21 protein-coding genes are annotated in these 20,946 nt (G+C 70.9%); 12 read left to right on the top strand and 9 right to left on the bottom strand.

Features of this window, described 5'->3' with window-relative positions; translation table 11 throughout:
* Positions 1-178 precede the first annotated feature (178 nt).
* Positions 179-1,459, bottom strand: a complete 1,281-nt coding sequence (locus FV230_RS12100; protein ID WP_147842571.1) for an MFS transporter — start codon at positions 1,457-1,459, stop codon at positions 179-181.
* A 414-nt stretch (positions 1,460-1,873) separates the two neighbouring features.
* Between FV230_RS12100 and FV230_RS12095 the strand changes: the two genes are divergently transcribed.
* From FV230_RS12095 to FV230_RS12085, 3 genes are read left to right on the top strand one after another with little or no spacing between them, the layout of a single operon-like run.
* A complete protein-coding gene (locus tag FV230_RS12095; protein WP_147842570.1) occupies positions 1,874-3,208 on the top strand; it encodes a CmpA/NrtA family ABC transporter substrate-binding protein in 1,335 nt (444 codons plus the stop codon).
* Complete coding sequence (gene ntrB / locus FV230_RS12090) at positions 3,208-4,089, top strand: nitrate ABC transporter permease (RefSeq protein WP_147842569.1); 882 nt, start codon at positions 3,208-3,210, stop codon at positions 4,087-4,089. Before FV230_RS12095 ends, ntrB begins: the two co-directional genes overlap by 1 nt.
* A gap of 11 nt (positions 4,090-4,100) precedes the next feature.
* Positions 4,101-4,904: an ABC transporter ATP-binding protein gene (locus tag FV230_RS12085; RefSeq protein WP_147842568.1), complete on the top strand. Its 804-nt coding sequence runs from the start codon at positions 4,101-4,103 to the stop codon at positions 4,902-4,904.
* A 99-nt stretch (positions 4,905-5,003) separates the two neighbouring features.
* On the opposite strand, the gene FV230_RS12080 is transcribed toward FV230_RS12085, so the two are convergent.
* Together FV230_RS12080 and FV230_RS12075 are read right to left on the bottom strand one after the other, a co-directional pair.
* Positions 5,004-5,918: a manganese catalase family protein gene (locus tag FV230_RS12080; RefSeq protein WP_147728870.1), complete on the bottom strand. Its 915-nt coding sequence runs from the start codon at positions 5,916-5,918 to the stop codon at positions 5,004-5,006.
* 332 nt (positions 5,919-6,250) lie between these two features.
* Positions 6,251-7,534 (bottom strand): O-acetylhomoserine aminocarboxypropyltransferase, encoded by a 1,284-nt coding sequence (locus tag FV230_RS12075; RefSeq protein ID WP_147842567.1) that lies wholly within the window; start codon positions 7,532-7,534, stop codon positions 6,251-6,253.
* A 290-nt stretch (positions 7,535-7,824) separates the two neighbouring features.
* Here FV230_RS12075 and FV230_RS12070 point away from each other — a divergent pair, with 290 nt between their 5' ends.
* The 5 genes from FV230_RS12070 (at position 7,825) to FV230_RS12050 (ending at position 13,292) form a co-directional block, all read left to right on the top strand.
* On the top strand, positions 7,825-9,456 hold the full coding sequence (locus tag FV230_RS12070; RefSeq protein WP_147727307.1) for an AarF/UbiB family protein: 1,632 nt from the start codon (positions 7,825-7,827) through the stop codon (positions 9,454-9,456).
* Positions 9,457-9,736: 280 nt separating this feature from the next.
* The gene (locus FV230_RS12065; protein WP_147842566.1) at positions 9,737-11,038 is read left to right on the top strand and encodes an HWE histidine kinase domain-containing protein; all 1,302 of its coding nucleotides are present in this window, start codon (positions 9,737-9,739) and stop codon (positions 11,036-11,038) included.
* Positions 11,039-11,121: 83 nt separating this feature from the next.
* Positions 11,122-11,448 (top strand): YnfA family protein, encoded by a 327-nt coding sequence (locus tag FV230_RS12060; protein ID WP_147842565.1) that lies wholly within the window; start codon positions 11,122-11,124, stop codon positions 11,446-11,448.
* Between the two features lie 75 nt (positions 11,449-11,523).
* Entirely contained in the window at positions 11,524-11,910 is a 387-nt protein-coding gene (locus FV230_RS12055; RefSeq protein ID WP_147727304.1) for a response regulator, read from the top strand.
* Positions 11,911-11,999: 89 nt separating this feature from the next.
* Positions 12,000-13,292: an aminotransferase class I/II-fold pyridoxal phosphate-dependent enzyme gene (locus FV230_RS12050; protein WP_147842564.1), complete on the top strand. Its 1,293-nt coding sequence runs from the start codon at positions 12,000-12,002 to the stop codon at positions 13,290-13,292.
* A 58-nt stretch (positions 13,293-13,350) separates the two neighbouring features.
* Here the strand turns inward: FV230_RS12050 and FV230_RS12045 are convergent, their stop codons facing one another.
* The 3 genes from FV230_RS12045 to FV230_RS12035 all read right to left on the bottom strand — a co-directional run bounded on the left by FV230_RS12045 (position 13,351) and on the right by FV230_RS12035 (position 14,942).
* Positions 13,351-13,629: a DUF2312 domain-containing protein gene (locus FV230_RS12045; protein ID WP_147727302.1), complete on the bottom strand. Its 279-nt coding sequence runs from the start codon at positions 13,627-13,629 to the stop codon at positions 13,351-13,353.
* A 163-nt stretch (positions 13,630-13,792) separates the two neighbouring features.
* Entirely contained in the window at positions 13,793-14,101 is a 309-nt protein-coding gene (locus FV230_RS12040; protein ID WP_147727301.1) for a DUF1244 domain-containing protein, read from the bottom strand.
* A gap of 73 nt (positions 14,102-14,174) precedes the next feature.
* Positions 14,175-14,942: an N-formylglutamate amidohydrolase gene (locus FV230_RS12035; RefSeq protein ID WP_147842563.1), complete on the bottom strand. Its 768-nt coding sequence runs from the start codon at positions 14,940-14,942 to the stop codon at positions 14,175-14,177.
* Between the two features lie 211 nt (positions 14,943-15,153).
* Here FV230_RS12035 and FV230_RS12030 point away from each other — a divergent pair, with 211 nt between their 5' ends.
* From FV230_RS12030 to FV230_RS30730, 4 genes are all read left to right on the top strand, one after another.
* Positions 15,154-16,461 (top strand): glycerate kinase, encoded by a 1,308-nt coding sequence (locus FV230_RS12030; protein WP_147842562.1) that lies wholly within the window; start codon positions 15,154-15,156, stop codon positions 16,459-16,461.
* Between the two features lie 18 nt (positions 16,462-16,479).
* Positions 16,480-16,908 carry a DUF1036 domain-containing protein gene (locus tag FV230_RS12025; RefSeq protein WP_147842561.1) on the top strand — a complete coding sequence of 143 codons (429 nt, stop codon included), beginning with the start codon at positions 16,480-16,482 and terminating at the stop codon, positions 16,906-16,908.
* Between the two features lie 122 nt (positions 16,909-17,030).
* The gene (gene pyk / locus FV230_RS12020; protein WP_147728957.1) at positions 17,031-18,467 is read left to right on the top strand and encodes a pyruvate kinase; all 1,437 of its coding nucleotides are present in this window, start codon (positions 17,031-17,033) and stop codon (positions 18,465-18,467) included.
* Positions 18,468-18,541: 74 nt separating this feature from the next.
* Positions 18,542-18,655, top strand: coding sequence for a DUF1737 domain-containing protein (locus tag FV230_RS30730; protein ID WP_246694834.1), 114 nt, complete (start codon positions 18,542-18,544; stop codon positions 18,653-18,655).
* 115 nt (positions 18,656-18,770) lie between these two features.
* Here the strand turns inward: FV230_RS30730 and FV230_RS12015 are convergent, their stop codons facing one another.
* From FV230_RS12015 to ykgO, 3 genes are all read right to left on the bottom strand, one after another.
* Positions 18,771-19,787 (bottom strand): alpha/beta hydrolase, encoded by a 1,017-nt coding sequence (locus FV230_RS12015; protein WP_147842560.1) that lies wholly within the window; start codon positions 19,785-19,787, stop codon positions 18,771-18,773.
* The gene (locus FV230_RS12010) at positions 19,784-20,398 is read right to left on the bottom strand and encodes a tetratricopeptide repeat protein (RefSeq protein WP_147842559.1); all 615 of its coding nucleotides are present in this window, start codon (positions 20,396-20,398) and stop codon (positions 19,784-19,786) included. The genes FV230_RS12015 and FV230_RS12010 overlap by 4 nt, the downstream gene beginning before the upstream one ends.
* 110 nt (positions 20,399-20,508) lie before the next feature.
* Positions 20,509-20,634 (bottom strand): type B 50S ribosomal protein L36, encoded by a 126-nt coding sequence (gene ykgO / locus FV230_RS12005; protein ID WP_003601867.1) that lies wholly within the window; start codon positions 20,632-20,634, stop codon positions 20,509-20,511.
* Positions 20,635-20,946 lie beyond the last annotated feature (312 nt).

The following is a 20,946-nucleotide window of genomic DNA, read 5'->3' as shown; positions in this document are numbered from 1 at the left end:
GGCTTCGGAGGCGCCGAAGGTCGAGACCCCGCCGGCACCCGCTTCGGCGCCTCCGAAGCCCGCCGCCAACCCGTTCTCGGTGGAGGAGATCGAGGCCGAGTTCGCGCGCCTCCTCGGGCGGCCCCTCGACAAGCGGAATTGACCGGGCGCAGGAGCCCGGCCGGCCGACGGTCGCCGTTCACACGCCCTTGCGCAGCGTCTCCGGCATCGCGAGCACCGCGAGGAAGCTGATCACCGCCGTGACCGCCAGGTAGGCGCCGACCCAGGCGATCCCGCCCCAGTCGACCAGGCGCTGGGCGATGTAGGGGGCGCCGGAGGCCCCGACGATGCCGGCGAGGTTGTAGGTCACCGAGGCGCCGGTGTAGCGCACCCGGGTCGGGAACAGCTCCGGCAGCAGGGCGCCCATCGGCCCGAAGATCCAGCCCATCGTGAACAGGCTGAGGCAGAGGAAGGCGAGGACGACCGCGCCCGAGCCGGAGCCGAGCATCGGCCCGAGCAGCCCGCCGAGGCCGAACGCCACCACCATGCCGGCCATCAGCACCGGCCGGCGCCCGAAGCGGTCGGCGTTGGCGCCGGAGAGCGCGATGCCGAGCGCCATGAAGCAGACGGCGATGCACTCGAACAGCAGGAAGGCCGGCCGCGCGTAGCCGAGCGCCGCGGTGCCGTAGCCGAGGGCGAAGACGGTGGAGATGTAGAACACGGCGTAGACCGCCACCATCGCCAGGGTGCCGACCACGAGCGCGTGGCCGTGCCCGGTCACCATCGCGGCGAAGGGCACGCGCTCGGGCTTGGCCTGCGCGAGCGCCGCCTTGAAGGCCGGCGTCTCGCTCAGCTTGAGCCGCACGTAGAGGCCGACGCCGACCAGCGCGGCCGAGGCCAGGAACGGCAGCCGCCAGCCCCAGGCCTGGAAGCTGTCCGCGCTCAGGCCGAAGCTGAGCGCCAGGAAGCTGACGTTGGCCAGGATGAAGCCGACCGGCGCGCCGAGCTGCGGGAAGATGCCGTACCAGGCGCGCCGGCCCGCCGGCGCGTTCTCGACCGCGAGCAAGGCCGCGCCGCCCCACTCGCCGCCGAAGCCGATGCCCTGGCCGCAGCGCAGCAGGCACAGCATCGCCGGCGCCCACCAGCCGGCGGTGGCGTAGGTCGGCAGGCAGCCGATCAGCACCGTCGAGACGCCCATGATCAGCAGCGAGGCGACCAGCGTCGCCTTGCGCCCGACCCGGTCGCCGAAATGCCCGAACAGGGCCGCGCCCACCGGCCGCGCCAGGAAGGCGATCGCGAAGGTCGCGAAGGCGCTGAGCTGCTGCACGCCGGGCTCGCCGGGCGGGAAGAAGACCGGGCCGATCACCAGCGCGGTCGCGGTGGCGTAGATGTAGAAATCGAAGAACTCGATCGCCGTGCCGACGAAGCTCGCGGCGAGGACCCGGCGGGCCGACAGGGGGGACGGCGTGGTCTGGAGCATGATCGTTCGCGGCCGCGCGGTGTTGACGTGCGCCCCGGTTAGTCGAGCGCGCCGCGTTTGCACAGCATCCCGCCCGTCGAAACCGCGGCGTTTCGCGAAATGGCGCACGATTACGACACGATCCGTAATCCCGGCGCCGGCGCGCGTTTTTTGTGCGCTGCGAAGGGATGTCCCGGGGCGAAAAGCTCAATGCGACGGCAGGTTTGCGCCGAGCCTCGGCCAGTCTTCACTTGCGCTAGCCTGGCACGAAACCTGCTGAGCTGCACCGTCCGTCAATGGAGACGGCACCGCCTCCGCCAGCAACGCCGCTGATGCGATCCGCTCCGCCCCGAAGATCCTTCCGGGCAGCGGGGCGCGTTCGTGCGCGGATCGGCGGGCGCCGGCGTAGTTTTCAAGGTCAGGATCCTGCCGCAGATGCGTAACGACGAGCCGAAATCCACCCTCGACCGGTCCCCCCTCGCCGAAGCGTCCGGCACCGGCACCCGCCGCGGCCTGCTCAAGGGCGCGGCCGGTGCCCTGTCGCTCGCCGCCGCCGTGCGCCTCGCCCTGCCGGGGGGCGCCTTCGCGCAGGGCGCGGGCCCCGAGGTCAAGGGGGCCAAGCTCGGCTTCATCGCGCTGACCGACGCCGCCCCGCTCTTCGTCGCCAAGGAGAAGGGCATCTTCGCCAAGTACGGCCTGCCCGACGTCGAGGTGATGAAGCAGGCGTCGTGGGGCACCACCCGCGACAATCTCGTGCTCGGCTCCGAGGGCAACGGCATCGACGGCGCCCACATCCTGACGCCGATGCCCTACCTGATCACGGCCGGCCGGGTGACGCAGAACAATCAGCCGACGCCGATGTACATCATGGCTCGGCTCAACCTGAACGGGCAGTGCATCTCCGTCGGCAAGGAGTACATGCCCGACAAGGTCGCCCTCGACGCCAAGCCCTTCAAGGCGGCCCTGGAGCGGAAGAAGGCCTCGGGCAAGCCGGTCAAGGCGGCGATGACCTTCCCGGGCGGCACCCACGACCTCTGGATCCGCTACTGGCTCGCCGCCGGCGGCATCGACCCCGACAAGGACATCGAGACCATCGTCGTGCCGCCGCCCCAGATGGTAGCGAACATGAAGGTCGGCACGATGGACTGCTTCTGCGTCTGCGAGCCGTGGAACGCGCAGCTCATCACGCAAGGGATCGGCTACACCGCGCTCACCACCGGCGAGTTGTGGAAGGACCATCCGGAGAAGGCCTTCGCCATGCGCGCGGCCTGGGTCGACAAGCACCCGATCGCCGCCAAGGCGCTCCTGATGGCGGTGCTGGAAGCCCAGCAATGGTGCGACAAGCCCGAGAACCGGGACGAGCTCGCCGGCATCGTCGCCAAGCGCCAGTGGATCAACATCGCGGTCACCGACGTGATCGACCGGATGAAGGGCAAGTTCGATTATGGCGACGGCCGCGTCGTCGAGAACAGCCCCCACACCATGAAGTTCTGGGCCGACAACGCCTCGTACCCGTACCAGTCGCACGATTCCTGGTTCCTCACCGAGGACATCCGCTGGGGCAAGTTCGACGCGCAGACCGACACCAAGGCGCTGATCGCCAAGGTGAACCGCGAGGACCTCTGGCGCGACGCGGCCAAGACGCTCGGCGTCTCCGCGACCCCGACCAGCACGTCCCGCGGCAAGGAGACGATGTTCGACGGGAAGGTCTTCGATCCCGAGAACCCCGCCGCCTACCTCGCCAGCCTCGGCATCAAGAAGGTCTCGTGATGGCCGCCACCTCGACGATCGCCGACAAGACCGCCCTCGGCACCGCCGCCCGCGATGCCGCCGTCGTGAAGAGCCGCACGCCCTTCCTCACCGCCAAGCGGGCGAAGGGCCTGGCCGCCAACCTGATCCCGCCGCTCGTGGTGCTCGCGGCCTTCCTGCTGTTCTGGGAGGTCGCGTGCTCGCGGCCCACCGCCGGCCTGCCGCCGCCCTCGCGGGTGGTGACGGAGGCCTGGGACATCATCGCCCACCCGTTCTACGACAACGGCGGCACCGACAAAGGCCTGTTCTGGCACATCTCGGCCAGCCTCCAGCGCGTCGCCTTCGGCTTCGCGCTGGCGGCGATCGTCGGAATCCTGACCGGCACGCTGGTCGGCCAGTCCGACTGGGCGATGCGCGGCCTCGACCCGATCTTCCAGGTGCTGCGCACGATCCCGCCGCTGGCCTGGCTGCCGCTGTCGCTCGCCGCCTTCCGCGACGGGCAGCCCAGCGCGATCTTCGTGATCTTCATCACCTCGATCTGGCCGATCATCATCAACACCGCGGTCGGCATCCGCAACATCCCGCAGGACTACCGCAACGTCGCCGCGGTGATCCGCCTGAACCCGATCGAGTTCTTCATGAAGGTCATGCTGCCGGCGGCGGCCCCGTACATCTTCACCGGGCTTCGCATCGGCGTCGGGCTGTCCTGGCTCGCCATCGTCGCCGCCGAGATGCTGATCGGCGGCGTCGGCATCGGCTTCTTCATCTGGGACGCCTGGAACTCCTCGCACATCAGCGAAATCATCGTGGCGCTGGTCTATGTCGGCGTCATCGGCTTCGTCCTCGACCGGCTGGTGGCGGCGGTCGGCCAGGTCGTCACCCGCGGCACCAGCGCAGCTTGAGGACCGGGACCATGGTCAACCCATCCCATCTCGACCTCTCGCAGGTCGGCATCAGCTTCACCCGCGGCGGCACCACCACCGAGGTGCTGCGCGACGTGAACCTCAAGGTCGCCAAGGGCGAGTTCGTCTCGATCATCGGCCATTCCGGCTGCGGCAAGTCGACGGTGCTCAACATCGTCGCCGGGCTTCTGAAGAGCTCGACCGGCGTCACCCTGCTCGACGGCAAGGAGGTGTCGTCGCCCGGGCCCGAGCGGGCGGTGGTGTTCCAGAACCATTCGCTGCTGCCTTGGCTCACGGTGCGCGAGAACGTGGCGCTCGCCGTCGACAAGGTGCTCGCCAGGACGAAGTCGAAGGCGGAGCGCAAGGCCTGGATCGAGCACAACCTCGCCCTGGTGAACATGGTGCACGCCGCCGACAAGCGGCCGTCCGAGATCTCCGGCGGCATGAAGCAGCGCGTCGGCATCGCCCGGGCGCTCGCCATGGAGCCGACGGTGCTGCTGATGGACGAGCCGTTCGGCGCCCTCGACGCGCTGACCCGCGCCCATCTCCAGGATCAGCTCATGGAGATCCAGGTGCGCCTGCGGAACACGGTGATCATGATCACCCACGACGTGGACGAGGCGGTGCTCCTGTCCGACCGCATCGTGATGATGACCAACGGCCCGTCGGCCACCATCGGCGAGGTGCTGACCGTGCCGATGCCGCGCCCGCGCCGGCGCCTCGAGCTGGTCGAGGACAAGGACTACGTCCATTGCCGGGCGGAGGTGCTGGAATTCCTCTACGCGCGCCACGCCAAGCCGGCTTTGGCCGCCTGAGCGAACGCCGGGCGCGCGCCGGCGCATCCATTGCCAGGGCCGCAAAAAGAAAGGCCGGCGCCCCTCGCGGGAGCGCCGGCCTCGTCGTTCGACCTCGGATCAGCGGCTCTTCTTGTAGAGCTTGCTCGCGATCTCGAAGATCTCCTCGGGCGCGTAGTCGGGGGCGAAGGCACCGTAATTGCCGTCGAGCTCCGGGATCTTGCCGCCCTCGGGGTGGCCGTCGACGATCTCGAGCTGGCCGGGCGGATCACCCGGCAGCGCGACCTCGTCGTTCGACCAGACGCCGGCGGCTTCCGCGTAGTCGTTCGGGCTGAAGGTGTAGAGGCGGCGGTGGCTCCCCTCCTGCAGGTACTTCTGGCACTCGGGGATCTTGTCAAGGACGATGTTGGGCGTCGGCAGCATCTTCTCGATCTCGACGCCGGTGAGCTTCTTCAGGGCCAGCGCGTAGGCGTGGGCGTGGACCGAGCCGCGCACCAGCAGGTAGCCGCAGACCTCGCGGCCGGTCGGGTCCGTCAGGGTCTCGTAGACGCGCAGCTTGTGCAGGCGGGCGCCGCATTCCAGGTGGAAGTTGTGCAGCAGGTCGATGATCAGATTACCGGTCGTCGTCACCATGTCCATGTTCCAGGACGCGGCGTTCGAGTTCATCGGCATCGCGCCGCCGCCGTTCGACAGGAAGCTGCCGGCGAGCCGGATGTCCTTCATGTCCTCGAAGGGCGCCTTGGAGATGTCGACGTCCTTGGTGTCGTCGCCGGGGCCGTTGTTCAGCATCGAGACGCCGGTCGAGACCAGCTCGACGTGGCCGAGCTCTTCGGCGAAGATGCTGGAGACCAGGCTGTAGAACGGACGCAGCTTGGACTTGTTGCGGAAATTGAAGCTCTGGAACATGTAGTTCCCGAGGGTGGACATCTCGCCGTACTTGCCGCCGAGCAGCTCCTGCAGGGCCGCAGCGGCGTTCGGATCGGGTCGCTTCGGCTGCGGAAGCTCGGCCTGCAGCTTGTCGATGCGCATGAACATGGGTTGGGATCCTTATCGCCGGAGCGCCGGGACGTGTTGGTGCTACCGCCGAGCGGCGCCCTTGTTCCTGGCGACGGACCGATAGCCGCGCATCGCAACCGCGCGACGGCGAACCCGGCCCGCGCCGGCGTCCGGACTTTCGGCGGCGTCCGGACCTGCATCCATGGATTGCATAGCGTGGCGGATGCGGTCGCGCGGACGGGCACGGCGCGCCGCCATCCTGCTCGCGGATCGCCGTCTCGCAGACCGGGCCGGACCCGTCGGCGTCACGGCGGCCGAGCCTCCAGCCGCATCGTGCCGTCGACGCGGGCGGGAGGCCGGCGCGGGGCCGGCTAAGCGCCGAGCGCGCCGTCGAGGTCCTCGATCAGGTCGGCCGGATCCTCGAGGCCGATCGAGAGGCGGACCACCTCCGGCCCGGCGCCGGCCGCGGTCTTCTGCGCGTCGGTGAGCTGGCGGTGGGTGGTCGAGGCCGGGTGGATCACCAGCGAGCGCGTGTCGCCGATGTTCGCCACGTGAGAGAACAGCTGCAGGTTGCCGACGAGCTTCACGCCGGCATCGTAGCCGTCCTTGAGGCCGATGGTGAAGACCGAGCCGAAGCCGTTCGGCGTGTAGCGCTTGGCGAGCTGGTGGTAGCGGTCGGTCTCGAGCCCCGGATAGCTCACCCACGACACCGCGGGGTGGCCCGCCAGGTGCGTCGCGACGGCCATGGCGTTGTCGCAGTGGCGCTGCATCCGCAGCGGCAGGGTCTCGATGCCGTTGAGGATCAGGAAGGCGTTGAACGGCGACAGCGCCGGCCCGAGGTCGCGCAGGCCGAGCACCCGGATGGCGATGGCGAAGCCGAAATTGCCGAAGGTCTCGGCCAGCACCATGCCGGCATATTCCGGGCGCGGCTGGCTCATCATCGGGTAGCGCGCGTCGCCGGCCCAGGGGAAGGTGCCGCCGTCGACCACGAGACCGCCGATCGAGTTGCCGTGGCCGCCGAGGAACTTCGTCGCCGAGTGCACGACGATGTCGGCGCCGTGCTCGAACGGGCGGATCAGATACGGCGTCGCCATGGTGTTGTCGACGATGAGCGGGATGTTGTGGCGCTTGGCGATCTCCGACAGGGCGGCGATGTCGGTGATGACGCCGCCCGGGTTGGCGATAGACTCGCAGAAGATCGCCTTGGTGCGCGGCGTGATCGCGCGCTCGAACGAGGACGGGTCGTCGGTGTCGGCCCAGACCACGCTCCAGCCGAAGTTCTTGTAGCTGTGGTTGAACTGGTTGATCGAGCCGCCGTAGAGCTTGTTGGCCGCGATGAACTCGTCGCCCGGCTGCATCAGCGCGTGCATCGTCAGGAACTCGGCCGCGTGGCCGGACGACACCGCGACCGCCGCGGTGCCGCCTTCGAGGGCGGCGATGCGCTCCTCCAGCACGGCGTTGGTCGGGTTGGTGATGCGCGAGTAGATGTTGCCGAAGGCCTGCAGCCCGAACAGCGAGGCGGCGTGGTCGACGTCGTCGAACACGAAGCTCGTGGTCTGGTAAATCGGCGTCGCCCGTGCGCCCGTGGCCGCATCGGGGCTCGCGCCCGCGTGGATCGCGAGGGTGTTGAAGCCGGGCAGCCGGTCGGTCGTCATGGGTCTCTCCTCGGCCGGGTCGTTTGGGCACGATCACGTTCGCGCCAGCGCTGGCACGCGGTTTACGCTTCCCCGCCGCGGCGGTGCAAGGCGCCGGCCCCCGTCACGGCACGGCTCGGCCGCCTGTGATGGGGAGGCGCAGCCGCCGGATGCGGGAAGGCGCGCCCGTCCGGGCCGAAGCGCCGCAGCCCTCCGATCCGAGACGGCGCGGTCTCCGACCCTAAAAAAGACCCGATGCTCGTGTTGTCCGGGCACCTTCCCTCGTCGCCCCGCACGGATCGATCCGCTCTATGCTGAAAACCGCCTTCGTTGCCGCGCGCGACCGTCAGCGGCTGTCGGAGATCGCCTCGATCCTGATCGGCTTCGGCGTCAACAAGGTCGTGGACCGGCTCGGGCTGCGCTACATCCCGATCCTTCCGCGCCGCAAGCCGAAGATCGACGTCACCCGCCTGTCGGAGCCCGAGCGCCTGCGCCGCGCGATCGAGGCTCTGGGGCCGACCTTCATCAAGTTCGGCCAGGTGCTCGCCAGCCGTCCCGACCTGCTCTCGCCGATGTGGACCGAGGAGCTGGCCAAGCTCCACAGCCAGGTCTCGCCGGTCTCCTGGGAGACGATCCGCCCGCAGCTGGAGGCCGACCTCGGGGCGCCGCCGCAGGAGATCTTCGCCGAGTTCGACACCAACGCGATCGCCTCGGCCTCGATCGCCCAGGTCTACCGGGCCAAGCTGCATTCGGGCGAGGACGTCATCGTCAAGGTGCTGCGCCCGGGCCTGCGCAAGATCATCGACGCGGACCTGCGCCTGATGGCGCACGGCGCCCGCATCGTCGAGACCGAATGGCCGGACATGGCCCGCTACCAACCGGGCGAGCAGATGCGCCACCTCGCCGCCGGCCTGAACGGCGAGCTCGACCTGATGAACGAGGCGCGCAACTGCGAGTTGCTGGCTTCGCTGTTCTCCGACCGCGACGACATCGTATTCCCGAAGATCCACTGGGAGTGGTGCTCCGAGCGGGTGCTGGTGCAGGAATTCATCCACGGCATCCCCCCGAACGACGAGGCGCGGCTCGCCGCCGCCGGCGTCGACAAGAAGCTGCTCGCCCAGAAGGGGACCGACGCCTTCCTGAAGATGGCTCTGATCGAGGGCGTGTTCCACGCCGATCCGCACCCGGGCAACATGCTGGCGATGTCGGGTAACCGGATCGGATTCATCGATTTCGGCATCATCGGGCGCCTGTCGCAGAAGCGGCGCAACCAGCTGCTCGTGCTGATCGGCGCGATGCTGAAGCAGGACGCCGACGGGCTGATGGCGGTGCTGCTCGACTGGACCGGCTCGAGCAGCCCGGACCTGACCCGGCTGGAAGGCTCGGCGCAGGCCTTCGTCGAGAGCCATTCCTCGATCCCGCTCAATCTCGGGTTGGTGCTCACCGACTTCATGACCATGGCGCGCGAGAACGACCTCGCGATGCCGACCGACCTCGCGATCCTGTTCAAGGGCCTCGTCACCGCCGACGGCGTGATGCGCCACCTCGATCCGAACTTCGACCTGTTCGCCGCCGCCGGCCCGACGGTGCGGGCGAGCATGCAGACGCAGTTCTCGCTGACCGGGCTGAAATCCAAGGCCGAGGCGCTGGGCGTCGGCCTCTACGGCGCCGCCTCGGAGCTGCCGACGCTGATCCACCTGATGCTGGTGCGTCTGAAGCAGGGCCGCGTCACCGTCGAGATCGAGGTGAAGGGCCTCGACAAGGTCACCCGCGGCATCGAGCGGGCGGCGGCCCGCGTCGCGGTGGCGCTGGTGGTCGCCGCCTTCGCCACACAGCTCGCGCCGCGCCTGATCGACCTCGGGACGCCGGTCTTCGTCACGATCGGCCTGGTCGTGTTCACCCTCGGCGTCGGCTGGCTCGTGCTGCTTGGACGGAAGAAGTGACGTCCTGCGCGACGGCCTAGACTTGTATCCGTTCCGGTCCGGTCGGCTTGACTACAATCGTGCCTTGCAGGCCCGGGCCGATATGCTAGCGTAATTCCGCCCACCGAATCGTGAGGATGCGGGTGGGGCGCGGCTCAGAAGCGGATTCATTCGCCGGTCGCGCTCCGCGTCTCGACATCGCGTCGCCACGCCGCGCGTTTCGCGGGTCGATACGCCGTCGCACGCCTCGCGGACACGCCCGCCGGCGCCGCGCGACGGTCGTCGAAGGGGAGCTTGTGCGATGGACACGGGCGCGAGTTGCAAGATTTCCGCCTTTCAGGCCACGGTCGCCGACCGGCGTCTCTCCGCCCTCGAGGCGGAGAACCACCATCTCCGGGCGTTGCTGAGCGAGGCGAGCCGGCAGGCCGACGCGGAAGCCGAACGCAACGCGCGCCTCGGCCGGATCGTCGTCTCGGAACGCGGCGCCAGCCGCATCGAGGCACGTCGGATCGTCGCCGAGGCGGTGCGGTTGCGCGCCGAGGCCGAGAGCACCGTGGAGCATTGCCGGCGCGACCTGGCGCGCGGTGCCGCCCGCCTCGCCGGCGCCGAGGAGCTGAACGCGCAGCTCCGGGCCAGCGAGGAGTTCAACCGGCGCATCCTTTGGACCACCACCGACTTCGTGAAGGTGCTGGACCTCGACGGCCGCCTGATCACCGTGAGCGAGAACGGGCCCGCGGTCCTGGGCGTCGAGACGTTCGCCGGGCTCGTCGGCCGGGCCTGGATCGACTTCTGGTCCGCCCCCGACAGCCGTGCCGGCATCCGCGACGCCCTCGATGCGGCGCGGGCCGGGCGGCCGTGCCGGTTCCAGGCGGTGCTGAACGCGGGCGCCGCGCCGACCTGGTGGGACATCGCGGTGACGCCGATCGACGGCGCCGACGGCCGCCCCGAACGCATTCTCGCGGTGTCGCGCGACATCACCGACCTCAAGCGCAACGAGGCGCGCCAGACCCTGCTCATGCAGGAGCTCGCGCACCGGGTGAAGAACACCCTCGCCCTGGTCCAGGCGGTGGCGACGCAGACCCTGCGCAACGCCCCCTCGCTGGAGGAGGCCGGCCGGGCGCTGGATGCCCGCCTCGTGGCGCTGGCCCAGGCCCACGACGTGCTGGTTCAGGGCGCGTGGTCGAGCGCCTCGCTGTCGGGCCTCGTCGCCGGCGCGGTGGCGCTGCACGGCGACGGGGTGCCCGGCCGCTTCACGGTGAGCGGTCCCGACCTGACGCTCGCCGCCGGCCAGGGCCTGACCTTGGCGCTGATGCTGCACGAGCTCGCCACCAACGCCGCCAAGTACGGCGCGCTCTCGACCGGCGCCGGCCGGGTGGCGATCTCCTGGGCGATCGACGAGACGGAGCCGGATGCGCGCCTCCGCTTCCGCTGGGAGGAGATCGGCGGTCCGCCGGTCGCGCCGCCGACGCGGACGGGGTTCGGCACGCGCCTGATCGCCCGGTGCCTGAGCCACGATTTCGGCGGCGCGGTCGCGCTCCGGTTTCCGCCGACCGGGGCGGTGCTGACCCTGGAGGCGCCGCTCGCCTCGGTCGTCGCCGCCTGAGGCACCCCCACCGGGGTTCCGGCGCGACGCCCAGACGGGCGCCGCCCATTGGCGATCGCCGCCGGGCGTGAGAGAGGTCGCGGGTGTCCACGCTCCTCGTCTACGTCGCGGCCGGCCTTTGCGAGATCGCCGGCTGCTTTGCCGCCTGGGCCTGGCTCAGGCTCGGGCACTCGCCGCTCTGGCTCCTGCCCGGCGCCCTCGCGCTTGCCGGGTTCGCGCTGCTGCTCACCCGGGTCGAGGCGGAGGCCGCCGGGCGCGCCTACGCCGCCTACGGCGGCATCTACATCGCGCTCTCGCTCGCTTGGCTCTGGCTCGTGGAGGATCGCCCGCCAGACCGCTGGGACCTCTCCGGCGCGATGATCTGTCTCGCCGGCGCCGGCCTCATCCTGTGGGGGCCGAGGCCGGCATGAGTGCGCGCCTTGACGAGGCGGACACCGGGGAATAGGCCCCGGTGCTGGTGTTCAAACACAGTGTCCGCAGGCCTGATGACCGACAGCCCGACAGATCAACCCGTCGTTCTCCTGGTGGAAGACGACGGCCTTCTTCTGATGGAAGCCGCCGACACCCTCGCCGATGCGGGTTTCACGGTTCTCGAAGCGAGCCATGCGGACAAGGCGCTGAAGGTTCTTGAGAATCGCGACGACGTTCAAGTTCTGATGACCGATGTCGACATGCCGCAAGGCTCGATGGACGGTTTCGCGCTGGCCCGCCTCGTGGCCGACCGCTGGCCGGCGATCCCGGTCCTCGTCGTGTCCGGCATGGGCACGCCCGGCCCCTACGACATGCCCGACGGCGCCCGCTTCATCCCGAAGCCCTACGAGCCCAACACCCTGGTCCGGACGCTGCGTTCCTTCATCCACCGCGCGGCCTGAGCCCACGCCCGCAGGCCCGACGGGCCCTGCCCGCGGTTGCCCCTCCCCCGGTCCGCCGTGATAGGGCATGGTCCCGAGGACCGAGTTCGATGACAGACACGCCGAAGACGCCCCGATTCGCCACCCAGGCGATCCATGCCGGTGCCAGCCCCGACCCGGCCACCGGCGCGCGGGCGCAGCCGATCTACTTCACCAACGGCTTCGTGTTCGATTCCACCGAGCAGGCCGCCGACATCTTCAACATGCGCCGCACCGGGTTCTCGTACTCGCGCGGCTCGAACCCCACCGTCGCCGCCCTTGAGCGGCGTGTGGCCGCGCTCGAGGGCGCGAAGGCTGCCATCGCCGTGTCCTCGGGGCAGTCGGCGCTGCTGCTGGTGATGCTGACGCTGATGAAGAGCGGCGACGCCTACGTCGCCTCGCCGCGCCTGTTCGGTGGTTCGCTCGGCCTGATGCGGCGGCTCGACGGGCGCTACGACCTGAAGCCGCTCTTCGCCAAGGGCCTGACGCCGGCCGATTTCGAGGCGGCGATCACGCCGGAGACCCGGGCGATCATCTGTGAGTCGATCGTCAACCCGTGCGCCACGGTGATGGACATCGCCGGCATCGCCGAGGTGGCCCGGCGCCACGGTCTGCCGCTCGTCGTCGACAACACCCTTGCCTCGCCCGCCCTGATCCGACCGATCGAGCACGGCGCCGACATCGTCGTGCACTCGACATCGAAGTTCCTCGGCGGCTCCGGCCAGACCATCGGCGGCGTGATCTGCGACGCCGGCCGGTTCGACTGGACGAGGACCGACCACTACAACCTGATCACCGGCGCATGGCCCGACTACGACGGCCTCGTCATCACCGAGCGCTTCCCCGACAACCCGTTCGCCGTGGCCTGCCGCCTGTTCGGCCTGCGCGACCTCGGCCCCGGCCTCTCGCCGATGAACGCGTTCCTGACGCTGACCGGCATCGAGACCCTGCCGCTCAGGATGGCGCGCCACTGCGCCAACGCGCGCACGGTCGCCGCCTACCTCAAGGACCATCCGGCCGTCGCCTGGGTGAGCTATCCGGGCCTGCCCGGCCAGCCCGGCGAGGCGCTGGCGCAGCGCTACGTGCCGCAGGGGCCGGGCTCGATCTTCACCTTCGCCCTGAAGGGCGGCGAGCCGGCCGCGCTGACGTTCATCACCAGCCTGGAGCTGGTCTCGCACCTCGTGAACATCGGCGAGATCAAGTCGCTGGCGATCCATCCCGCGACGACGACGCACCGCCAGCTGCCGAAGGACGAGAAGGAGGCGGCCTGCGTCGGCCCCGACACCGTCCGCCTGTCGATCGGCCTGGAGAACGTCGAGGACCTGATCGCGGACATCGCGCAGGCCCTGGCCCAGGTGGGCTGAAGGTCGCCTCGGACGTTGCGGCATGCTCGACCGTGATCGAGCATGCCGTCGCGAGCCGTCAGACCATGCCGAGCGCCTGCATGTAGAGCTCGAGGATCGCCTCCTCCTCCTGGCGCTCGCTGTGGTCCTTCTTGCGCATGCGCAGGATGGTGCGGACCGCCTTCACGTCGAAGCCGCGGCCCTTCAGCTCGGCCATCACTTCCTTGATGTCGCCGGCGATGCCGCTCTTCTCCTCCTCGAGGCGCTCGATGCGCTCGATGAACGCGCGAAGCTCGTCGGCGGCCACGCCCTCGGATGATGACACGTCGCCGGGGGTCGGCATGGCATGCGCGTTCATGGTTCTCTCCTGTCCTGCCCGGTTCGTAGGGGAGTAAACTTACCGGGAGCTTAGCCGGAGCGACCCGCGCAGCCCCGCCGTGGAACGCGTCGCCGCGGCCCGGTGGCGGAACGCGTCAGTGCGGCTCCGCCGCAGCCGTTCGGTGCGGCTCCGTCGCGGACGTTCAGTGCGGCTCCGCCGCGGATTTGGCGAAGGCGGCCTGCTGCTCGGGGCTGGCCTCGGTCTGGTACTTCGCCTTCCATTCGGAGAACGGCATCCCGTAGACCCGCTCGCGGGCCTCGTCCTTGGTCAGGCCGAGCCCTTCGGCGTCGGCCGCGTCCTTCATCCAATTCGACAGGCAGTTCCGGCAGAAGCCGGCGAGGTTCATCATGTCGATGTTCTGGACATCGGTACGCGCCTGGAGATGCGCCACCAAGCGCCGGTAGACCGCCGCCTCGAGCTCGGTCTGCGTCTTCGGATCGATCTCGGTCATCGGCCTCTCGCGCTGTTCGTAAATGATCCGCTGGAGGTCGGCGCGGGGCGCGCCCGAGTCAAGCGTGCCCGCGTCAAGCGCGACCCTTCATCAGCGGGCGCAGAAGCCCGGCAAAGCGCGCGGCCCATTCGCCCTGCCCGGCCTCGGCGGCGATCAGGTCCTGGCGGATCTCCACCAGCGCATTGGCCAGCCCCCGCGCGGTGGCGTGCCGGTCGATCGTGTCGCCGGGCAGGCCGCCGCCGTAGGGCTCGTTGTCGCCCACCGTCAGCCCGGCGGGGTCGGCGCGCAGGCCCGCGATCAAGGGCGCGCTGAGGCGCTCGTCCCGGTCGTAGAGGATGCCGACCTCCCAGGGCCGGGGGACGCCGCGCCAGAACGGGGTGAAGCTGTGCATCGTCAGGAGCATCGGCGGGCCGGCCGCGGTGTCGGCCGCCGCCACCGCGGCATCGATCGCCCGGTCGAACGGATCGTAGAAGCGGGCGATGCGCGCCTGCTTGCCGACCTCGTCGATCCGCGCGTTGCCGGGCACCACCGCCCCGTCCGAGAGCCGCATCACCAGCGTCGGGTCGGCCCGGCCGCGGTTCGGGTCGATGATCAGCCGCGAGAAGTCGGTGAGGATCGCCGGCGCGCCGAGCAGCGCCGCGAGCCGCCGGGTCACGCCCGCCGCCCCGATGTCGTAGGCGATGTGGCGCCGGAACTCGCCCTCGGGCAGCCCGAGCTCGATGTCGTCGGGCACGTGGTTCGAGGCGTGGTCGCAGGCCAGGATCAGCCCGCAGGCGGGATCGCCCGGGATCGTCTCGACCGGGTGGGGCGGGTGTCGCGCGAGGCTGTGGGACAGGGGCACGGGTCCGGTTCGGTTCGCGGAGGCTGGGAGGTCTTGCCGTCACGGCAAGGCTCGGGCAGAGCACGTATCAAGGATCGTGCGCTCACGGCAAGAAACGGCCACGGCAAGAAACAGGCCCGTCGCCCAAAGAGCCCGTCGCCCCTGCCCGCACCCGCGGGTCGCGAAGGCGAGGACCGCACGAACGAGGAAACGACGCGCGAGACCCTGACCGATGACGCCTGAGATCGACCCCGCCACGCGCGCCCTTCGGACCCTGCTCGACGGCTTCCTCGCCGCGGCGATCGAGGCCGCCCACCCCGATACCTGCCTGCCGGCGCACCTGCCGCCGCCGACCCCGGGCCGGCTGATCATCCTCGGCGCCGGCAAGGCGGGGGGAAGTATGGCGGCGGTCGCCAGCCGGTTCTACCGCGAGCAGCACGGGCTCGGCGACGACCGCATCGTCGGCCTGGCCGTCGCCCGCCACGGCTACGGGCAGGACGCGCCCGGCATCCGCATGGTCGAGGCCGGCCATCCCGTACCGGACGAGGCCGGCATCGCCGCAACCCGGGAGGCGCTGGCGCTCGCCACCGCCGCCGGCCCCGACGACGAGGTGCTGGTTCTGCTCTCGGGCGGCGGCTCGGCCAACTGGATCGCGCCGGCCGGCGACCTGACGCTGCCCGAGAAGCAGGCGATCACCCGCGCGATGCTGCGCTCGGGCGCGCCGATCGGCGAGATCAACACCGTGCGCAAGCACCTCTCGCGCATCAAGGGCGGCCGCCTCGCGGTGGCCGCGCGCAACGCCCGCTCGATCCTGACGCTGGCGATCTCCGACGTGCCGTTCGACGACCCCGCGGTGATCGCCTCCGGCCCGACCGTGCCCGATCCGTCGACGCTCGCCGACGCCCGCGCGATCTGCGAGCGCCGCGGGATCCCGCTGCCCGAGACCGCGATCCGCCTGCTGAACGACCCGCTGAACGAGACCCCGAAAGCCGGCGACCCGGCCTTCGCGCGGGCCGAGTACCGCATCGTCGCCCGGCCGATCGACGCGCTGGAGGCGGCGGCCGCCGCCGCCAAGGCCGCCGGCTACGAGCCGGTGATGCTCGGCGCCGACCTCGAGGGCGAGGCCCGCGAGGTCGCGGCCGAGCACGCCCGCATCGCCCGCGAGATCAAGGCCTCGGGCCGCAAGGTCGCGCTGATCTCCGGCGGCGAGCTCACCGTGACGATCCGCGGCGAGGGCCATGGCGGGCCGAACCAGGAATACGCGCTGGCGCTCGCCATCGCGCTCGACGGCGAGACCGGGATCGCCGGCATCGCAGCCGACACCGACGGCACCGACGGCGGCCGCGGCGAGGCGACGGACCCGGCCGGCGGCCTCGTCGACCCGACCACGCTGGCTCGCGCCCGCGCCGCGGGCCTCGATCCGGCCGCGATGCTGGCCGACAACGATTCCACCCGGTTCTTCGCCGAGATCGGCGACCTGGTTCAGCCCGGCCCGACGAAGACCAATGTCAACGACTGCCGCATCATCCTCGTCGGCTGACTTTTTTGGGAGTTTGCGTTGCGGCTTCTCGTGATCGGCGCGGCGCTCGGGCTCGCGCTGCTCGGCGCCTCGCCGGCCCGCGCGGACCTGCGCCTGTGCAACCTCACCCCGAGCAAGGTCGGCATCGCGTTGGGCTACCGCGACCCGCAGGGCTGGGTCACGGAGGGCTGGTGGGACCTGACGCCGAAGGCGTGCGAGACCCTGCTCAAGGGCGCCCTGGCCGCACGGTTCTACTACGTCTTCGCCGTCGACTACACGCGCGGCGGCGAGTGGAGCGGGCGCTCGCTGATGTGCACCCGCGACAGCGAGTTCACGATCCGCGGCGTCGAGGACTGCCTCGCCCGCGGCTACGACCGCAACGGCTTCTTCGAGGTCGACACCGGCGAGCAGAAGAGCTGGACGATCCAGCTCTCCGACCCGAACCAGCCGGCCGCACCGCAGCCCTGATCCCCCCGCCCCGCCTTGACGGGGCAGCATGACCGGTGCTTCTGGCCGCATGCCCGTCGTCACGACTTCATGATGTTCCGCCAAGGGGCACGCGGCGGCAGCGATGTGCCCCAGGAGGCCCGATGAAACGTTCACGCCGCACGAAGATCGTCGCCACCCTCGGTCCGGCTTCCGACTCGCCGGAGATGATCGCGAAACTCTTCCGCGCCGGCGTGGACGTGTTCCGGCTCAACATGAGCCACCTGCCGCGCGAGAAGCTGCCCGAGAAGGTCGAGGCGATCCGCGCGGTCGAGCGCGAGTTCAAGCGCCCGATCGGCATCCTGGTCGACCTCCAGGGCCCGAAGCTCCGGCTCGGCGCCTTCGCCGAGGGGTTCGCGATGATCGAGAACGGCGCGAGCTTCGTCCTCGACGGCGACCCGACGCCGGGCGACGTCCACCGCTGCTACCTGCCCCATCCGGAGATCCTCTCCGCCCTGGAGCCGGGCCACTCCGTCATTATCGACGACGGCAAGCTGCGCCTCACCGTCACCGAGGCGAGCGAGACGCGCGCCGTGACCCGCGTCGAGGTCGGCGGCCGCATCTCGAACCGCAAGGGCGTCTCCCTGCCCCACACGGTGATCCCGCTGCCGGCGATGACCGACAAGGACCGCTCGGACCTCGAGGCCGGCCTCAACGTCGGCGCCGACTGGATCGCGGTGTCCTTCGTGCAGCGGCCCGAGGACGTGGCCGAGGTGAAGAAGGTCTGCGCCGGCCGCGCCCTGGTGATGGCCAAGATCGAGAAGCCGCAGGCGCTGACCCGGCTCGACGAGATCATGGAGATCTCCGACGGCGTGATGGTGGCCCGCGGCGACCTCGGCGTGGAGATGCCGCTGGAGCAGGTGCCCGGCGTGCAGAAGCGCATCACCCGCGGCGCCCGGCGGATGGGCAAGCCCGTCGTCGTCGCGACGCAAATGCTCGAATCGATGATCACCGCCCCCGTGCCGACCCGCGCCGAGGTGTCCGACGTGGCGACCGCGGTCTACGAGGGCGCGGATGCGGTGATGCTCTCCGCCGAGAGCGCGTCGGGCGCCTTCCCGCTCGAGGCGATCGGCATGATGAGCCGCATCGCCGAGGAGGTCGAGCGCGACGCCTTGTACTGGTCGATCATCCGCGCGCAGAACTCGACGCCGGACCACACCGCCGCCGACGCCATCGCGGCGGCCGCCCACCAGATGGTCGACGCGCTCGACCTCGAGGCGATCATGGCCTGGACCCATTCGGGCTCGACCGCGCTCCGGCTCTCGCGCGAGCGCCCGAACGCCACGGTGATCGCGCTGACGCCCAAGCGCGAGACCGCGCGCCGCTTGGCGATCGCCTGGGGCACGCACCCGATCGTCACCAACGATGCCAGCGACGTGGACGACATGGCCTTCCGGGCCGCGAAGTTCGCGGTGCGCGAGCGCTTCGCCGAGGTCGGCGACCGCGTCATCGTGGTCGCCGGCGTCCCCTTTGGGACGCCGGGCGCGACGAACCTCGTGCGCATCGCCTTCATCACCCGCGAGCACGCCGCGAAGGCGTGATCGGCCGCTCCGTCCCGTTCTTCGGCGGGACGGAGCCGCGGCGCGCCCCGGCGGCGATCGTAGCGGGGCTTCCGATGACGTCGCAGCCACTCAACGGCCTCCCGGCCTATCACCTGCCGACCGGCAAGGACGACGCGGCCTTCCGCCGTCGCGTGTCGGACGCCCTCGCCCTCGGCCAAGTCCTGTAGGGATCGCCGGCGGCGACCTTCAACGGGCATCCACGTCGTCGTGGCCCGAGCCGTTGTCTGGCCTTCCGCGTCGCGCTGACGGCCGATCCGTCCGCCGACCGGTTCACGCGGCGCCTCAGGGCGCGACCGGGGCGGCCTCCGGCGCGGCGACCCGCTCCGCCATCTTCGACACCGCGTCGACCAGCGCCTGCGTCGACACCCACGGCACCATGTGGCCGATCCCCGGCAGCTCGACGAGGTCGGCCCCCGGGATCGTGCGGCTCAGGGGTTCGGCCTGACTCGTGTTGCCGACGGCGCCGTCGGCATCGCCGGTGACGATCGTCGTCGGCACGCGCAGCGATTTGTAGCGCGGCGCCTGCGCAGCGAGGGCTGCGGGGAGCGCGACCAGGTCCTGCACGCTGGCGAGCAGGGTGGCCGGGCGCAGGACCAGGGCGGCCCGGCTGCGGTCGACGTAGCCCTCCGCCACCGGCTGCGGCTGGAACACGTTGCGCGCCGCCGTCTCGAGGAAGCGCAGGCCGATGGGCGGGCCGAGCGTCCGGCTCAGCAGCCACGCGACCGGCGGCTGGAGCGCGAGGCGCCAGTACCAGGCCGGGGTCCGCGCCTCGCGGAACGGCAGCGCCACCGGCGCGACCAGCACCAGCCCGGAGACGCGCTCGGGATGGTCGAGGGCGAGGCTCAGCGCCAGGGCGCCCGCCCAGGAATGGCCGAGCACGATCGCCGGGCCGACGTTCATGCGCTCCAGCGCTTCGGCGATGGCCGCCCCCTGGACCGCCGGGGCGGCGGCGTCTTCGCCCGAGAGCCGGTCGCTCCAGCCGAAGCCCGGCCGGTCGAAGGCGACGACGCGAAAACCCTGCGCGGCGAGCGCCCGCCCGACGCCCTCCATCGGGTCGGAGGCGTTGGCCGAGGCCCCGTGCAGCAGCACGATCGTGGCGCGCGCGCCGGTCTCGGGGCCGGCCTGGATCGTCGCGAGGCGGCCGCCGGCGACGTCGACGAACGGCCCTTCCGGGGGATGCTGCGCCGAGACCCGGGCGGTGATGATCAGCGTCGCCACCGCGCCCGCGCCGAGGACGGCGCCGATCAGGGCCGCGACGAGGCCGAGCAGGCTCGCGAGCGCGAGGATCACGGCCTTCACAGGTCGCGACCGTCGACCTCGGGTGACAGACGCTCCATCGCGTCCTTGAGCTTCGGCATGCGCGGGTAGATGGCGATCGCCCGGCGATAGGCGTTCATCGCCCGCGCCTTGTCGTCCATCGACAGGTAGATCCGGCCGAGGGCCGCCCAGGCCTCGAAGTGGCGCGGCTCCAGCACCAGCGCACGCTGCAGGTCGGCGATCGCCGATTCCCTGTCGGTCAGGAGCCAGAACACCGTCGCGCGCCGGTTCCAGCCCTCGGACCAGGCCGGCTCGATCGCGGTGGCGCGGTCCATCAGCTCGGCGGCCAGGGCGAAGTCCTGTGCGGTCATCGCCTGGCGGGCGCGATCGGTGAGGAGGTCCACGGTGGCGCTGCCGGACCGGTCGAGGCGGCGCTCGATCAGGGTCGCGACGCCCTTCGCCTCGGCGTCGTCCTCGGCGTTGCGGAGACGCTCGTACAGCTCGTTCAGGCTGGCGGCGGGCTTGCGGTCCTGCGCCTTCGGCTCGGCGGCGGCCGGCGGATGGCGGTCCGGATTGCCGGGCGGCGCCGCGGCGGCGGCCGTCGAGACGGTCGCGAGCAGGACGAACAGGAGCGGTCGAGCGATGGGCGCCATGCGGGGAGCTTGGTCCCCCCGCCCGCCGGCGTCAACGCGCGGGATGCCGCGCGGCGGGGGCGGTCGCGCCGCCCGGTCGGGCATCCGTCGGGGACGGATGCCGCGACGCCTCAGCCCTGGCGGGCCTTGAAGCGCTTCTGGGTCTTGTTGATGACGTAGACCCGGCCCTTGCGGCGCACGAGCTGGTTGTCGCGGTGGCGGCCACGGAGCGACTTGAGGGAGTTGCGAATCTTCATCGGTCTTGCACGCGGCGCGGGTCGGACCGGCCGTCCATCGAAAGGGTGTCGGGATCGCACGCCCTCGCGGGCGCACGGCGATGGCGGCGGACGCATCGCGGAAAGAGCGGGCCCCATATCAGGATTCGGCCGCACGAGGCAAGGCACCGCAGCGAAGCATCGCGCAGGGCCGTGCCCGCGTGCCTACTTCTCGCGCCAGGCTTTGGCGACCTGGTCGGCGAGCGGCTTCATTAGGTAGCTCATCACGGAGCGCTCGCCGATCTGGAGGAAGGCTTCGACCGGCATGCCGGGCACGAGCTGGACCTCGCCCAG

Source organism: Methylobacterium sp. WL6 (assembly GCF_008040095.1).
GTDB lineage: Bacteria > Pseudomonadota > Alphaproteobacteria > Rhizobiales > Beijerinckiaceae > Methylobacterium.
The sequence above is the reverse complement of the archived record's forward strand: the minus strand, read 5'-3'. Positions and strand labels throughout refer to the sequence as shown.